Origin of the sequence: Nonomuraea sp. NPDC049480, assembly GCF_044465905.1 — a bacterium.
Classification (GTDB): domain Bacteria; phylum Actinomycetota; class Actinomycetes; order Streptosporangiales; family Streptosporangiaceae; genus Nonomuraea.
The window spans coordinates 570,228-584,627 of record NZ_JBITMD010000003.1; the positions used below are offsets into that span (position 1 = coordinate 570,228).

Below are 14,400 nucleotides of genomic sequence, written 5' to 3' on the forward strand. Positions count from 1 at the left end.
AGCAGCAACGTGCCCGGCCCGCTTCCAGCGGGCCGGGCGGGGAGATCAGCCCGCGGCCTTGACCGCGTCGTCGACCAGCTGCTGCCAGGCCTTGTCGTGCGGGACGGAGCCGTCGTCCATGCCCTGGATGACGGACTCGATGGCGTTCTTGACCTGGGCGTGCTTCACGCCGAGGAAGACCGGCTGGAGGCTGGAGGCGGACTTGGCGAAGATCTCACCGATCGGGGCGTCGTTGAAGTACTCGTTCTTCGCGCCCTGGACGGCCGGGTCCTGCTGAGCCTTGGTGTTGCTCGGCATGTTGCCGAAGTCGCTGAAGATGCTCGCCTGCGTCGTCGCCTGCGTCAGGTAGTCGGCCACCATGGCCGCTTCCTTCGGGTGCTTGCTCTGCTTGGGCACGGCCAGCCAGGAGCCGCCCCAGTTGCCGCCGCCGCCGGGCACCGAGGCGACGTCCCACTTGCCCTTGCCGCCGTCGCCCGCGTTGCCGCTGACCACGCCGAGCATCCAGGAGGGGCAGCCGAGCGTGGCGAACGCGCCCTTCTGGGTGCCCGCAGACCACTCGTCGGTGAAGTTGCGCAGCTTGGCGGTCATGCCCTGCTGACTCATCTTCGTGGCGAAGTCGAAGGCCGTCTTCACCGCCGGGTTCTTGTCGACGATGAGGTTGTTGCTCTGGTCGAAGTAGGTGACGTTGCCGTTCTTGGCGGCCTCCTGGTACAGGACCACCTGGTAGAGCGTGTTGGTGCCGTCAGCCCACTTGGTGTCCTTGACCTTCGACTGGAACTGCTGGCCGACCTTCATGAACTCGTCCCACGTCGGCCACAGGGCGCTGACCTTCTCCCGGTCGGCCGGCAAGCCGGCCTTCTTGAACAGGTCCGCGCGGTAGCAGATGCTCATGCCGCCGATGTCGGTGCCCAGGCCGAAGACCTTGCCGTCGGCGGTGACGCCGTTCTCCCACTTCCAGGCGGGGAAGTCGGCCTTGCGGGACTCCAGGCCGTGCTCCTTCAGGTCGGTCCACCACTCCGGGTGGGCCTTGGCCAGACCCATGGCGCCCTCGTCGATGCCGACCACGTCGCCCGCGCCGTTGCCGGACTGCAGCCACTGGATCAACTGCGGCCAGTACACCTGCTCGAACTGGTCGGTGAGGTTCTCGTGCTTGATCTGGATGTCCTTGTGCTCGGCGTTCCACTTGGCGACGGCCTTCTCGTAGCCGAAGTTCGAGCCGCCGCCGAAGGTCTGCACGCGGATGGTCACGGGCTCGGCGGCCGCCGAGGATGCCGGAGCGCTGGACTGCGGCGTGCTGCCGGAGCCGCAGGATGCGACGGTCAGCGCCGCCGCGGCGAGGGCCGAGGCCGCGGCAAGACCGCGGCGCTTGCTGATCATCATGGTGGACCCCTTCTCGGGTGAATGTTGGGGGAGTGCACCGCGGCATGCGCTCCGCCGCGGTGGGAGTGTTTGGGAGCGCTCCCACAAAGGGTGCACTTACGTGGTCTGCACGTCAATCCACCGAAACGCAACCGTTACCAATGGTGCAGTTTGTGACAGTGAAATGGGATTTTCGGGCACAAACAACGCAAAGAGCGGATTGGGAGCGCTCCCACCACAAGAGACATCTTTTGTGTCGCTTCTGGGCATGTCGCCCGTACGGAAGAGGCTTGCTCCTGGTCAGCGACCCGCGTCACGACGGGGGTCCGGCGCGTCGCCGGCCGGGCGGCTCGACGGCCGCGTCCGCGAGCCGGATCCGCGCGCCGCGGATCAGCAGGCGGCGGCGCGTTCCTCCAGGAGGGCGCGTTCGCGGGCGTTGCGGGTCATCGAGGCCGCCCGCTCGAACTCCGCCCGAGCCTCCTCCCGCCGCCCCAGCTTGAACAGGAAGTCTCCGCGCACGCTGGGCAGCAGGTGGTAGTCCTTCAGCGACGGCTCGTCCACGATCTGGTCCAGCAGTTGCAGGCCCGCCTCCGGCCCGTACGCCATCGACAGCGCCACCGCCCGGTTCAGCTCGACGACGGGGGAGCGCGACAGCTTGGCGAGCTCCTCGTACAGGGCGGCGATGTGGACCCAGTCGGTGTCCTCAGCGGTGACGGCGCGGGCGTGGCAGGCGGCGATGGCGGCCTGGAGGGCGTACGGGCCGCGGGCGCCGCCGAGCGCCTCCGCACGCTCCAGCGCGGCCAGGCCGCGGCCGATGAGGAGCGGGTCCCAGCGGGCCCGGTTCTGCTCCAGCAGCAGGATCGGCTCGCCGGAGGGGCTCACGCGGGCGGCCGAGCGGGACGCCTGGATCTCCATCAGCGCCACGAGCCCGTGGACCTCCGGTTCCCTCGGCATCAGCCCCGCCAGCACCCGGCCGAGCCGCAACGCGTCCTCGCACAGGGCGGGGCGCATCCAGTTGTCGCCGGCCGTCGCCGAGTAGCCCTCGTTGAAGACGAGGTAGATCACCTCCAGGACGGCGGCCAGGCGGCCGGCCAGCTCGGCGCCCTGCGGCACCTCGAACGGGATCTGCTTGTCGGCCAAAGTGCGCTTGGCGCGGACGATGCGCTGCGCCGCCGTCGACTCCGGGATCAGGAACGCACGTGCGATCTCCTCGGCGGTCAGGCCGCCGAGCACGCGGAGGGTCAGCGCCACCCGCGCCTCCATGCTCAGCACGGGATGGCAGGCGGTGAAGACGAGGCGCAGCAGGTCGTCCTCGATCTCGTCGACCTCGGGCGGCTCCTCCTCGGCCTGATCCAGGCGGTGGCCGAGCTCGGCCAGGTTCCGCTCCAGGCGCTCGTTCCTGCGGATCAGGTCGATGGCGCGGCGCTTGGCGACCGTCATCAGCCAGGCGCCGGGGTTGCGCGGCACGCCGGACTCCGGCCACTGCTCCAGGGCGGCGACCAGCGCGTCCTGCGCCAGCTCCTCGGCGAGGCCGACCTCGCGTACCAGCCGGGCGAGCCCGGCGATGAGCCGGGCCGCCTCGATCCGCCATACCGCCTCGATCGCCCGGTGAGTGTCGGAAGCCATCACGGGGCCCATGAGACCAGCACCCGCATCTCATCGCAACCGGCGACCAGATCACTCAGGGGAGGCGGCGTGGGCCGAATCCCGCCACCCGCCGCTGCCGGTCAGCCGGCGATGGCGGTGCCGTACCCGCGCAATCCGCCGCCGGCCCCACCGGGGAAGCCGCCGTCATCGCCGCTTCACCTGCCGCTGATCCGGCCGTCTCCACACTGGTTCGGACACGGCGCGCAGACCGGAGCCGAATCAGGAGCCGGGCCGGTACACCCCGAGGCGCTCGCGCAGGGCCTCCTCGTGCTCGTGTACCTCGGTGGGCATCGAGTCGTCGGGTACGTCGGAGGCGTCGAACACCTCCCACACGTTCAGCGGGACCCCGTCGGCGCCCGGTGGCATCGGCAGGCGCAGCGCCCACTCGATGGCCTCTTCCCTGGACTTCACCTGGATCAGCCAGAACCCGGCGATGAGCTCCTTGGCCTCAGTGAACGGCCCGTCGATCACGGTCGCCTTGCCGCCGGTGTAGGCGATCTGCGCGCCGCGCGAACTCGGGTAGAGCCCCTCGGCGGCCAGCAGCACTCCGGCCTTGGCCAGCGACTCGTTGTAGGCGTGCATCTGGTCGACGTACTCCCTGTCGGGCAGCGCCCCGGCCTCGATCTCCATGTTGGACTTGCCCACGATCATGAACTTCATCGGTCTCTTCCCTTTCGCGCGTGCGGCTCTCGCCCATGCGTCGAACGGCCGGCGGATGGATCGACACTATTCCTGCGAGATCTGGTCATCAGGGTCACGGAGACCAACGGCATCGTGTTGCCAGAATGGCTGCGAGTAGACGAACGTCCCGGTCATCCATGGCTCGTATGCGGGAAACGTGATGACCTGGAAGGCCGCGTCGGGAATGCGCAGGGACGGTTTACGAAAGCCATGGAGGCTCCCTGGCTGGAAGCCGAAGCGACGGTAGTAGCCCGGGTCCCCTTCGAGGAAGACGAGGGGGACCGAGCGCTCGGCGAGCAACTCCAGGCCGCGCTGGACCAGGGCCGATCCGACGCCTTGCCGTTGGCACCCGGGCGCCACGGCCAGAGGACTGAGAACCTGCACCTCGACCAGCCGCCGTGGCGCGTCGAGCAGGCCCGAGGTGAACATGATGTGGCCGATGACCCTCCCGGCGTCCTCGGCCACCAGCGAGATGCCCGTGTCAGGTGTGATCGTGCCGCGCAGGGTGTCCACGAGATCGGCCACGACGGCTCCGTGGTCACCGAACGCCTGCAGATGCACCGTCCGCACGGGTTCTCTGTCGCTCCGCTGCTCATCGCGAAGATTCATTTCCCGGACATTAGAACACGGATCCGTGCCGAGCATCTGAATTTCCCCTGGTCGCGCCTCAGACCTGCATGGGAGGTTCGATGGGAAGTAGTGAATCTACAGTGTAAAGGCGGTCAGCTGGTCGAGGAACGCGCGGGCGGCAGGGCGGCAGTCCGCCAGCGACGGAACGGCCAGGGCCAGGGACCGGGTGGTCCTGGGCCGCAGGGGCCGGGTGACCACCGTGCCCGGGTCGGCGGGCAGGCCCAGCGTGGGCACGATGCTGACCCCGAGGCCCGCCGCGACCATCTCGAGGATCGCGGCCGGTCCGCTGGCCTCGAAGGCGATGTCGAGCCGCACCTTCGACTCCCGTGCCGCTGTCATGATCAGCGGCCGGCAGCCGGCGGTGGTCAGGATGAACGGCCGGCCGGCGAAGTCGGCGAGATGGACGACCGGCCCCTCGGCCAGCGGGTGGTCGGCGGGCAGGACGGCCACCATGTCGTGGGTGCTGAGCGGGACGGTGTCGAAGCCGGGGGCGGGCAGGGTGACGACGCCGACCTCGGCTGCGCCGCGGCGCAGCCAGGCGCGGATGTCGTCGTCGACGCCCTCGAACAGGCGTACGTGGACCTGTGGGTAGCGGTCGGTGAACGCGCGCAGCAGCCGCGCGATGAGCGTTCCCGTGGCGGTGGGGAGGCTGGCCAGGCGTAGCTCGCCGGTGATCTCGCCGGCGGCGGCGGCCACGTCGGCGCGGATGAGGTCGAAGTGGCGGAGCGCCTCGCGGGCGCGGTCGACGGCGCGGCGGCCGGCCTCGGTGAGGGCGATGCCGTCGCGGTGGCGGACGAACAGGGCGGCGCCGAGCTCGCGTTCCAGAGCGGCGACGGCACGGCTGACGGCGGGCTGGGACATGCCGGTGTGGTCCGCGGCGGCGGTGAAGCCGCCGTGCTCGGCGACCGCGATCAGTGCTCGGAGCTGCGCCAACGTCATACCGGCATACCCTAAGTGGTATTTGACCACCGATGTATTAGAACCCGATGGTTATGCCATGACGGAGCGAATGACGATCGAGGTCGACGGGCGGCAGGCCAGCTATCTGGCGGCGGGCGAGCAGGGTCCGGTGGTGTTGCTGGTGCACGGCACGTACTGGAGCCGGGTCTGGCAGCCGGTGATGGACGGGCTGGCGGCGGCGGGGCTGCGTCCCGTGGCGGTGGACCTGCCGGGGCTGGGACGGTCCGAGGGGGAGCTGACGATCGAGACGGCGGCGGTGCCGGCGCTGGCGGGGTGGGTGGCGCGGTTCGCCGCGGCGCTGGGGGCGGAGGAGCCGCTGTCCGTGGCGGGGCACGACATCGGGGGCGCCGTCGCCCAGCACCTGCTCGCCGGTGGCGAGGTCGGGGTGAGGCGGCTGGCGCTGGTCAATTCGGTCACGTACGACTCGTGGCCGGTGCCGGGCGTGGCCCGGTTCCGCGACCCGGAGGTGGTGGCGGCGGTGACGGCGGAGGAGCTGCTGGCGGCCCGCCGTACGGCCGTGAGCACGGCGCTGCACCGTCCCGCGACGGAGGCCGAGCTGGCCGACTACCTGGATCCGTGGAACGACGCGCGGGTGCGGCGGTCGTGGATGGCGCTGGCGGGCGCGGCCGACGGCCGCTACACGCTCGACCTGGTGCCCGCGCTGAAGGGTGACCGGACGCCGAAGCTGCTGGTGTGGGGGGAGGACGACACGTTCCAGGAGGTGCGGTACGCCGAGCGGTTCGCCGCCGAGATGCCGGACACCTCTCTGGTGCGCGTCCCAGGTGCCGGTCACATTCCGATGGAGAACGACCCGGGCGCGGTCGCCGGCGCTCTGGCGCGCTTCTTCCTGGGGTGAGCGGGCCCTCAGCGCGGGTGCGCCGAGGGCCCGGCCCGCCGGGCGGCTATTTGAGCCAGAGCTGGTAGTAGCCGGGGCCTTCGGTGCACTTGTACGCGTCGTAGTTCTCGCGCACGTACATCTGACCGGCGTCGACGCACGCCCTGTAGCTGCCGTACCGGGAGTGGGGCTCCCAGGCGGCGGCCTGGGCGGGGAGGGCGATTCCGGAGAGGGCGAGGGCGGTGATTCCTGCGCTTACCAACGCTGCTCGTACACGCATGTCAGACTTCCTCTCGATCTTGACAACGCTTCAGAGATCATTTCAGGATGATCTCCGTGCGGCGAGTGGCTACAGTTATCAAGTGACTTGATCAATATCGGTAGTTATTGCTCTTGTGCCGCGCCGCGTGCGGGTTGGCACTTCCTGGGTGAACCGGTCGCTGGCGGTGCCGGCCCCAGGGCCGGCCGGCGTTCCAGGGGACGGTGGGCGAGCTGGTCTCGCACGCGTATCACCGGGTGTGGACGGTGACCACGCCCGGCCCGGCGCCCGTGACGGGGCGGGTGGTGCCGGCGCTGCCGGAAGGGGCGGGGATGCGGTACCGGGTGGTGGCGGCCGCGCCGCCGGACCCGCGCGCCCGGCTGGTCGAGCCCACGCTGGAGGACGGATACCTCGCCCTCATGGACGGCTGAGACGCGACGAGCGCACGCCCCGTGCGGGGCGCGCGCTCGTTTCGTCGTGTGTGGTCAGGCGGCGTACTGCGGGTAGCCGTAGCCGACGACCTGCGACGTCGGCCGGATGCGCTCCTCGACCCGGCCGTTGCCGGTGTTGCCCTCGATGGTGGAGATGGTGCCGTTCTGGTTGTCCTTCACGACCATCCCGACGTGGTTGATGTCACGGAGGTCCTTGCTGCCGCTCCAGGAGAAGAAGACCACGGCGCCGGGCTTGGCGAGGGTGCCGAAGCGGTTGTTGGCCCTGAACCACTTGGCGTAGGTGACGGTGTAGGCGTCCCAGCCGACCGTCGGGCGGGCACCGGTCTTCTCGCCCAGCCAGGAGATGAACATGGCGCACCAGGGGGCGTTCAGGTAGGCGGCGCGCTCGCCGCCGTCGCGGGCGATGGTCTCGGCGGCGCGCTGCGAGGCGGCGTACCACTGCTGGTACGGGGTGCCGCCGCCGGCGGCGTTCTCGGTGGTGCCGACCTGGGACCTGGCCAGGGCCAGGACCTGCGCGGCCGTGACGTTGACCTTGGTCTCGTCGGCCTTGGGAGCCTGGACGCCGGCATGGTCGTCGGCGGCGATGATCGGCTGCTCGACGGTCTCGGCATAGGCCTGCGACGTGGCGTGGGCGGTGAACGCGGAGGCGAGGACGGTCGCGCCGATCATGGCGCGGGCGATCGTGGTTTTCGGCGCAGCGGTAATACGGAACTTGGCCATCGAGGGGGTTACTCCTTGCTTCCATGCCGCTTACCGGGTTAGCTGACGGGCTCGGGCGTGGAAGCTGCCCTACGGCACCGAAGTGCCGATTCGCCCCAAAGGACTGGGTCCCCGGTTCCGCACGCAGGCGGATTCAGCGGTCACAGGTGGGTCCTGTGATGTTTCGTGCGATGGTCAGACATAGCCGGACAAACCGGACGTATGCCGCGAGATGCCCCATAAGGTAATACATGCGGCAAGAAGATTACAACTACATAAACGCCCAGCTAGGCGAGCTGCCTGCGAGCGTCGGCCAGAAGCCCCATCATGGCAAGGGATTCATCAAGAGGCATGATCGAGCTTTCGGTCCTGCCTTCGGCCGTCGCGGCGCGGACTTCGCGGAGCTCCCCGGCGTATCCGTTGTCCGCCGGATCGAGCAGGTGCTCTTCCGGCTCCATGGAGGGCCCGGTGAGGAGGATCCGCTGCGGGGCCCAGAACGGCGCCTGGATGTCCGCCCGCATCTGTGTGCCCACAACGCAGGCCTGGTTCGGGTAATTCCCGAGCAACGAGGTCGCCACGAGAGCATGCCTGCCGCCGGGGTAGCGCAGCATCCCGGCGGCCTCCGCGTCCACCCCGTTGGGGGCGAGAGAGCCGGTGACCTGCATCTCCAAGGGCATGCCGAGGAGCAGCTGGGCCAGCCCGAACGGGTAGATCCCCAGGTCGAGCAGCGCGCCGCCGCCCAGCTCCGGCGCCCACAGCCGGTGCGCGGGGTCGTAGGGCATGCTGAAGCCGAACGACGCCTGCACGGAGCGGATCTCGCCGAAACGTTCGTCGGAGGCGATCTTCCGGATGAGGGGGTTGAACCTCATCCACATCGCCTCCATCAGGAACACGCCGGCCTCGCGCGCCAGGCGCACCATCTTCTCGGCGTCGTCCACCGTGGCCGCGAGGGGCTTCTCGCACAGCACGGCCTTGCCGGCGGCGATGGCGGCCTCGGCGACCTGCAGGTGCTGGGCGTGCGGAGTCGCGACGTAGATCGCGTCCACGGCGGGGTCGGCGCACAGCCGCTCGTAGGAGTCGTAGGCCGACTCCGCGCCCAGCGTCGCGGCCAGGGCCTGCGCCCGGCCGAGGTTCCTGGAGCCGACGGCGGCCACCCGCATCCCCGGCTCGGCCGCGATGGCCGCCCCCACGGTACGCGCGATGCCGCCGGTCGCCGCTATGCCCCACGCAAAATCTCGCACAAAGCGAGATCGTAGACGTCTCAGGTCATGCTGAACGTATCGGGGTCGGGTCCGATGCGCTTGCCCCGGTTGAGCGCGCCGATCGCGGCCATGTCCTCGGCGTCGAGGATGAAGCGGAACACGTCGATGTTCTCCTTGATCCGCGACGGGTCGGCGGACTTGGGGATGGCGACGTTGCCGAGCTGCAGGTGCCAGCGGAGCACGATCTGCGCGGGCGTCTTGGCGTACTTGTCCGACAGCACGCGCAGCGCCGGGTCGTCGAGCAGGCCCTGGCCCTGGCCCAGCGGGCTCCACGCCTCGGTCAGGATGCCGTTGGCCTCGTGGAAGGCCCGCATCTGGCGCTGCTGCAGGTACGGGTGGAGCTCGATCTGGTTGATGGACGGCCGGATGCCGGTCTCGTCCATCAGCCGGGTGAGGGTCTCGACGGTGAAGTTGGAGGTGCCGATGGCCTTGGCCCGCCCGTCACGGTAGATCTTCTCCAGGTCCTTCCACGCCTGCACGTACTTGTCTCGCTTCGGGACCGGCCAGTGGATGAGGAAAAGATCTACGTAGTCGAGGCCCAGCCTGGCCAGGCTCTCGTCGAAGGCCTGCTCGGCGCGTTCGTGGTCGGCGTTCCACAGCTTGGTGGTGACGAACACCTTCTCGCGCGGCAGCCCGCTGGCACGCACGGCCCGGCCCACGCCCTCCTCGTTTCCGTACGCGGCGGCGGTGTCGACGTGCCGGTAACCGGCCTCGAAGGCGGTCCGCACGGCCTGCTCGGCCTTGTTGTCAGGGATCTGCCAGACGCCGAACCCGAGCTGCGGGATCTGCACGCCGTCGGTGTTGAGCATGAGCGAGTTCATCTGAGTTGTGGCGCGGAATCCGGTCCTTCGGCTTCAGGGCCGGGAGGAAGCGCCACGCCTCCTTTCGAAACAGTATGGAAGAGGTTGGTGACAATAGGTGATGGGCCATGTCGCAGGTGCGCGACGGCGATCCGCCGCTCCCCGCCAAGCGGAAGGGCTTGCCGTCGGTGGTGCGGCTCCGGCTCACGCCCACCCCTGCTAGCCGATGCCCTCATAACGGCCATGCAAGCATGCGATCGGGCGGCCACTTGCGTTTCCGCCCGGCCGGGCGGCACCGTACAGCCGGTGACAGTTGACTGTTCACGTTGCGTTCCGGGCGGCTTAAGGCGGCGGGGCTACCTTGGAGCGGTCATGAACGGGCCATCAGCGGGCTGGGAGGGCAACGAGTGGTCGAACAGGCGTCGGCCTGGGTGGAGTCCCCGCTCCAGATGCTGTGCGCCGTCGAGGCCCACCATGCCGGGCTCCTCGGGCCCACGACGGCCGTCGTACCGCGAGCGGGCCTGCGGCCGCTGAAGGCCACGCGTAAGGAGCTGCGCTCCCTCGCCCTGCCGGACGGCCTGGAGCTGGCCGAGCCGCGCGAGCGCATGCCCCGCCGGGTGCAGGCCGTGGGCGACGCGTTCTCCGGCAAGGTGCAGCTGCGCTGGCTCATCTCCAACCCGGGCCGCATCGTGATCGTCGACGACGGGCTGGCCACGATCCGGCTGCTGGAGCTGCTGGCCGCGGGGCCGTACCAGCCGCTGCTGCGGGCCCGTGCGCAGCCCACCAAGCTGCGGGCCGCGCTGGGCCTGGCGGCCGCGCTGCGGCTGCGCCTGAGCAACGTCTCCGTCTTCACCGCGCTGGACGTGGACGAGGAGCTGGAGGAGGCGGTTCGCCGCGCCGGGGTGCATCTCGTCCGCCACGACTTCGCCTGGCTGCGCTCCCAGCCGCCCAGCGCCGAGGGCCCCGCCGAGCGCACCGTCGTCCTGGGCACCTCGCTCGTCAGGAACGGCCTGGTGCACCGCGACCGTTACCTGACCTGGCTGACGAACCTGGCCTCCCAGGAGCCGGTCGCCTATTACCCGCACCGCCGCGAGGACCCCGTGGACGTCGCGTTGATCCGGGAGCGGCCCGGCATCACCGTGCACGACGCCGGGATCCCCGCCGAGCTGACGCTGCGCGGCCTGGACCAGGGCCAGCGCGTGCTCAGCCTCCCCTCGACCGCGATCACCTCGCTGCGGGTGCTGCTCAGCCCGCGCGGTGTCGCCGTCGAGCCCGTGGACGTTCCCGAAGACTGGTGGACCAGCAGGGCGGTTCCCGCCCTTCGCTCGCATCTGACTGGAGTGTCCGGTTGAAAGTGTTGGCGGTCGCCGACTCCGACTCGTACTTGAAGTGGGCGGCCTGCCTGCTCGCCGATCTGCCCGCGGGCTGCGAGACGGAGCTGGTGGTGGTGCGTACACCGATCGCGCCCTCGGCCGAGCAGATCGCCGCCGCGGTGAGTGGGCGGGAGGCGCCGCCGGTGCTGTCGGCCCGGTCGGTGCGGCGGGCGGCCGAGCGCATGCGCCCCGACGTGATCCTCGTGGCCTGCACGGGCCCGGTCGTGGACGTGCTGGTGGCCGAGGTGCTCGCGGGCCTGCGGCCGCGCCCGGTGTTCGTCAGCGGGCTGCCGGGCATCTCGGTGCCCGCCACCGAGAAGGCGTGGTTGTTCCGCAGCGGCTGTGACCTGTTCGTCGTGCACAGCGAGCGGGAGGTGGAAGAGTTCTCCGAGATCGCCCGGCGGCTCGGCGGGGGAGGGGCGCTGGGCCTGGCCAGGCTGCCGTTCCTGCGGTTCGAGGCGGCCGCGCGGGGCGGGAACCGGGTGGTGTTCGCCACCCAGGCCAAGGTGCCGCGCGAGCGCGGGCAGCGTGAGGCGATCCTGCTGGCGCTGGCCGGGCTCGCCCGGCAGCGGCCCGATCTCGACGTGGTGGTCAAGCTGCGGGCGCTGGAGGACGAGCGGCAGACGCACAACGAGCGTCACCACTACCAGCGGCTGTGGCGGGAGATGGGGGAGCCGGGGCGGCTGGCGTTCGCGGCCGGGCCGATGCACGAGCAGCTGTCGCAGGCTGCCGGGTTCGTCACGGTCAGCTCGACGGCGGCGCTGGAGGCCATCGCGCTGGACGTGCCGTCGCTGGTGCTGAGCGACTTCGGCGTGAGCGCCGAGATGATCAACCTGGTGTTCGAGGGCAGCGACCTCCTGGGAACGCTGGACGAACTGGCCGCCGGCGACTTCCGCACGGCCTCGGCCGCGTGGTGCGCGGCCAACTACTTCCACCCGGTGGAGCGCGACGACTGGGCGGGGCTGCTGACGGGGCTGGTGATCTCCCGGCCGCGGGTGTCGGCCAAGTCGCTGCTGGACGGGCCCGAGCACGCTGCCGCGCGGCGGCGCGCCAGGCTGCGGGTGGAGGTGCCGCCCACGATGCTGCGGGCCGGCTACAAGGCCAAGCGCCGCGTGCGCCGCTACCTGCGCGCGCTCACCTGACCCGGCTCGCCCCGAGCGGGTAGGTGAGCGCGCGTGGCGCGGGTGGGAAGCCCGTGGCGCGTGCCGTCAGATGGCTGATCTGATCTTCCTGCGCAGCCGGGTGAGCGCGGTGGGCTTGGCCACCAGTCCCAGCGTCTCCAGGCGCTTGCGCTTGAAGTAGCGGGCGTCGAAGTCGAGGCTCGCCGGCCGCAGGTCGGGGTAGGTCTCGGCCTGCATGCAGTAGCCCACCGCGCGTACCAGCGCCGGCAGGTCCACGATCGGCGGCCGGTCGAGGTGCCCCTCGGCCGACAGCCGCGGCAGCAGCGCGTCGACGATCGTGGCCGGGATCCGGTTGCTGTTCTCGTACGGCGTGAGCCGGTCGAGCACCAGTCGCGTCCCGTACGAGGCCACCTCCAGGCCGAAGTAGCGCTGCGCCGTCATCAGCCCGGTGGAGAAGCAGCCCACCACGAGCTCGGGCCTCAGGGCCGCGAAGCACACCTCGGCAGGCACGCTCTCCCCGGGCACCGACAGGCGAACGCCCGAGCGCTCGGCCGCGGCCCGCATGAGCTGGGCGTGCCGGCGCCCTGCGGCCGGGTGCGGCTTGAACACGACCTGGGTGTAGCCGCGGGCGGCCAGCGCCTTGAGCATCGTCTCGTGCAGCCCCGCCTCCTCCTCGGCGGTGAGGAGATCCAGCGCCGACATGTACTGGCCGAGGATGACGGCCTGCCCGGCCATCATGTCGGGGGCGGTCGCGGCCACCTCGGCCACGATCGACAGGAAGCGCTCGCCGGGCAGGATCTCGGGCGCGACGCCGTACTCGCTGAGCAGCAGCGGCGTCAGGCCCGGCACCAGGTCCAGGTGGAGCAGCCGGCCGATGCGGCGGAAGATCTCGGCGGGCAGCGGGTCGCGGGTCGGCCCGTAGCTCATCAGCCCGTCGGAGTAGACCGTGATCGGGCAGTCGCGCACCAGCCCCGCGATCGTCCGCGCCGGCGGCACCGCGATCGACTCCAGCACCAGCTCCTCGACGCCGTCCAGCCCCCAGTGGGAGCGGATGAGGCGCTCCATCATCGGCACCTCGATGATCCGCGCCCGCCAGTCCGACGGGTGCAGCGGCGCGATCAGGTCGTTCCACGAGTGCACCTCGTCGAAGCGCGAGCGCAGCACCGCGAAACCCGGCGTCTTGTCGAGCGGCATCGCCACCTCGGGGATGGCCGCGTTGTTCGACACGACGAGGACGCGCCGCCCGTCGCCGAAGCGGCCGTCGTCGATCGCGGCGGCCAGCGACATCGCCCCGAACAGCGTCGAGGCGTAGAAGACCCTCATCTATGTCTCCTCCCGGTCGCGGCGGACCCGGACGTGCGGGCTGGGGGGCAGGTCGGGCACCAGGGCCCGCAGCGTGGTCTCGCGCTCGACGGACATGCGCGCCACCGCCTCGGACACGACCTCCGGCGGCAGCGAGCGCACCACCTGCGCGCCGCGCTCCTCGAAGCGGGAGCGCAGCGCGGGCGTGAACCGGTCGGCGATCTCCAGGTGGTGGGCCAGCAGCGCGCAGAAGTTCCGCACCGCCTTCGGCATGAACTCCGGCTCCAGGTCCTTGAAGACCAGCTCGAAGGCGTCGAAGAAGTGCAGTTGCCGCTCGTCGCCGACCTGCGTCAGCGACCCCGACACCATGCGCCGGTAGAACACCCCGGCCAGCGACACCGCGGCGAACGTGGCGGCCTCCCGGTGCAGCCGCCAGATCCACGGCCGGTCCTCTGCGGTGTGCAGCGAGCCGGGGAAATGCAGAAGGTCCCGCAGCGAGCGCCGGTAGATCCCGGCCCACGCGTAGGGGTAGTCGACCATGGTCCGCACGTTCGCCGGAAGGATCGCGTCACGGGGGTCGAGCACCGTGCCCCGTCGCGCCAGCGGCGCCCGGTGCACGACTCGTTTGCGGCCCTCGACCTGCACGTGGTCGACGCGTACGAAGTCGCAGCCGAGCCCGTCGATGGCTTCGACGAGCCGGGTCAGGTAGCCGGGGGCGAGCCAGTCGTCGCCGTCCATGAACGTCACGTACCTGCCGGACGCCGCCGACAGGCCCGTGTTGCGCGCGTCCGCCAGCCCGACGGGCTGGGCGTTGCGCAACACGGTCAGCCCGGGAAGATCGGCGCGGAAGTCGTCGATGATGTCCCCCGTGGCGTCCACGGAACCGTCGTCGACGACGATGAACTCGAAGTCGTGCCGCGCGTTACGGCAAAGCGAGGTGAGCGCGTCGGCGATGAAGCGCTCGCCGTCTCGAATCGGCACGACGACCGAGAGCGTGATCAATGGTTCGTTCTCCAGACG

General features: G+C 70.5%; 15 protein-coding genes and 1 riboswitch. Of the genes, 4 read left to right on the top strand and 11 right to left on the bottom strand.

The window, feature by feature from the left end; genetic code table 11:
* Positions 1–45 precede the first annotated feature (45 nt).
* The 5 genes from ACIBX3_RS12365 to ACIBX3_RS12385 all read right to left on the bottom strand — a co-directional run bounded on the left by ACIBX3_RS12365 (position 46) and on the right by ACIBX3_RS12385 (position 5,256).
* Entirely contained in the window at positions 46–1,380 is a 1,335-nt protein-coding gene (locus ACIBX3_RS12365) for an extracellular solute-binding protein (protein WP_397116035.1), read from the bottom strand.
* Positions 1,381–1,749: 369 nt separating this feature from the next.
* Positions 1,750–2,985, bottom strand: coding sequence for an RNA polymerase sigma factor (locus tag ACIBX3_RS12370; protein WP_397116037.1), 1,236 nt, complete (start codon positions 2,983–2,985; stop codon positions 1,750–1,752).
* A 240-nt stretch (positions 2,986–3,225) separates the two neighbouring features.
* On the bottom strand, positions 3,226–3,666 hold the full coding sequence (locus ACIBX3_RS12375; protein WP_397116039.1) for a YciI family protein: 441 nt from the start codon (positions 3,664–3,666) through the stop codon (positions 3,226–3,228).
* Between the two features lie 66 nt (positions 3,667–3,732).
* Complete coding sequence (locus tag ACIBX3_RS12380; protein WP_397116041.1) at positions 3,733–4,332, bottom strand: GNAT family N-acetyltransferase; 600 nt, start codon at positions 4,330–4,332, stop codon at positions 3,733–3,735.
* A 60-nt stretch (positions 4,333–4,392) separates the two neighbouring features.
* The gene (locus tag ACIBX3_RS12385) at positions 4,393–5,256 is read right to left on the bottom strand and encodes a LysR family transcriptional regulator (protein ID WP_397116043.1); all 864 of its coding nucleotides are present in this window, start codon (positions 5,254–5,256) and stop codon (positions 4,393–4,395) included.
* Between the two features lie 58 nt (positions 5,257–5,314).
* Between ACIBX3_RS12385 and ACIBX3_RS12390 the strand changes: the two genes are divergently transcribed.
* A complete protein-coding gene (locus ACIBX3_RS12390) occupies positions 5,315–6,133 on the top strand; it encodes an alpha/beta fold hydrolase (protein ID WP_397116045.1) in 819 nt (272 codons plus the stop codon).
* A gap of 46 nt (positions 6,134–6,179) precedes the next feature.
* On the opposite strand, the gene ACIBX3_RS12395 is transcribed toward ACIBX3_RS12390, so the two are convergent.
* On the bottom strand, positions 6,180–6,392 hold the full coding sequence (locus tag ACIBX3_RS12395) for a hypothetical protein (RefSeq protein ID WP_397116047.1): 213 nt from the start codon (positions 6,390–6,392) through the stop codon (positions 6,180–6,182).
* Between the two features lie 203 nt (positions 6,393–6,595).
* Here ACIBX3_RS12395 and ACIBX3_RS12400 point away from each other — a divergent pair, with 203 nt between their 5' ends.
* Positions 6,596–6,802, top strand: coding sequence for a hypothetical protein (locus ACIBX3_RS12400; RefSeq protein ID WP_397116049.1), 207 nt, complete (start codon positions 6,596–6,598; stop codon positions 6,800–6,802).
* 54 nt (positions 6,803–6,856) lie between these two features.
* Here ACIBX3_RS12400 and ACIBX3_RS12405 read toward each other — a convergent pair whose 3' ends face one another.
* From ACIBX3_RS12405 to ACIBX3_RS12415, 3 genes are all read right to left on the bottom strand, one after another.
* The gene (locus tag ACIBX3_RS12405; RefSeq protein WP_397116051.1) at positions 6,857–7,543 is read right to left on the bottom strand and encodes a CHAP domain-containing protein; all 687 of its coding nucleotides are present in this window, start codon (positions 7,541–7,543) and stop codon (positions 6,857–6,859) included.
* A gap of 12 nt (positions 7,544–7,555) precedes the next feature.
* A riboswitch (cyclic di-AMP (ydaO/yuaA leader) is annotated at positions 7,556–7,692 on the bottom strand.
* A 117-nt stretch (positions 7,693–7,809) separates the two neighbouring features.
* A complete protein-coding gene (locus ACIBX3_RS12410; protein ID WP_397116053.1) occupies positions 7,810–8,763 on the bottom strand; it encodes a Gfo/Idh/MocA family protein in 954 nt (317 codons plus the stop codon).
* Positions 8,764–8,783: 20 nt separating this feature from the next.
* The gene (locus tag ACIBX3_RS12415; protein WP_397116054.1) at positions 8,784–9,605 is read right to left on the bottom strand and encodes an aldo/keto reductase; all 822 of its coding nucleotides are present in this window, start codon (positions 9,603–9,605) and stop codon (positions 8,784–8,786) included.
* Between the two features lie 386 nt (positions 9,606–9,991).
* Between ACIBX3_RS12415 and ACIBX3_RS12420 the strand changes: the two genes are divergently transcribed.
* On the top strand, positions 9,992–10,936 hold the full coding sequence (locus ACIBX3_RS12420; protein ID WP_397116056.1) for a hypothetical protein: 945 nt from the start codon (positions 9,992–9,994) through the stop codon (positions 10,934–10,936).
* 2 nt (positions 10,937–10,938) lie between these two features.
* Positions 10,939–12,099: a DUF6716 putative glycosyltransferase gene (locus ACIBX3_RS12425; RefSeq protein WP_397116385.1), complete on the top strand. Its 1,161-nt coding sequence runs from the start codon at positions 10,939–10,941 to the stop codon at positions 12,097–12,099.
* A gap of 66 nt (positions 12,100–12,165) precedes the next feature.
* Here the strand turns inward: ACIBX3_RS12425 and ACIBX3_RS12430 are convergent, their stop codons facing one another.
* Positions 12,166–13,401 carry a polysialyltransferase family glycosyltransferase gene (locus ACIBX3_RS12430; protein ID WP_397116058.1) on the bottom strand — a complete coding sequence of 412 codons (1,236 nt, stop codon included), beginning with the start codon at positions 13,399–13,401 and terminating at the stop codon, positions 12,166–12,168.
* Positions 13,402–14,361 (bottom strand): glycosyltransferase family 2 protein, encoded by a 960-nt coding sequence (locus ACIBX3_RS12435; protein WP_397116060.1) that lies wholly within the window; start codon positions 14,359–14,361, stop codon positions 13,402–13,404.
* Between the last annotated feature and the right edge of the window lie 39 nt (positions 14,362–14,400).

What these genes read in the sequence shown, in the direction of transcription:
- ACIBX3_RS12405 (WP_397116051.1), bottom strand. Translation starts at nt 7,543, where the DNA reads ATGGCCAAGTTCCGTATTACCGCTGCGCCGAAAACCACGATCGCCCGC.
- ACIBX3_RS12375 (WP_397116039.1), bottom strand. Translation starts at nt 3,666, where the DNA reads ATGAAGTTCATGATCGTGGGCAAGTCCAACATGGAGATCGAGGCCGGG.
- ACIBX3_RS12390 (WP_397116045.1), top strand. Translation starts at nt 5,315, where the DNA reads ATGACGGAGCGAATGACGATCGAGGTCGACGGGCGGCAGGCCAGCTAT.
- ACIBX3_RS12385 (WP_397116043.1), bottom strand. Translation starts at nt 5,256, where the DNA reads ATGACGTTGGCGCAGCTCCGAGCACTGATCGCGGTCGCCGAGCACGGC.
- ACIBX3_RS12380 (WP_397116041.1), bottom strand. Translation starts at nt 4,332, where the DNA reads ATGCTCGGCACGGATCCGTGTTCTAATGTCCGGGAAATGAATCTTCGC.
- ACIBX3_RS12370 (WP_397116037.1), bottom strand. Translation starts at nt 2,985, where the DNA reads ATGGCTTCCGACACTCACCGGGCGATCGAGGCGGTATGGCGGATCGAG.
- ACIBX3_RS12430 (WP_397116058.1), bottom strand. Translation starts at nt 13,401, where the DNA reads ATGAGGGTCTTCTACGCCTCGACGCTGTTCGGGGCGATGTCGCTGGCC.
- ACIBX3_RS12365 (WP_397116035.1), bottom strand. Translation starts at nt 1,380, where the DNA reads ATGATGATCAGCAAGCGCCGCGGTCTTGCCGCGGCCTCGGCCCTCGCC.
- ACIBX3_RS12395 (WP_397116047.1), bottom strand. Translation starts at nt 6,392, where the DNA reads ATGCGTGTACGAGCAGCGTTGGTAAGCGCAGGAATCACCGCCCTCGCC.
- ACIBX3_RS12415 (WP_397116054.1), bottom strand. Translation starts at nt 9,605, where the DNA reads ATGAACTCGCTCATGCTCAACACCGACGGCGTGCAGATCCCGCAGCTC.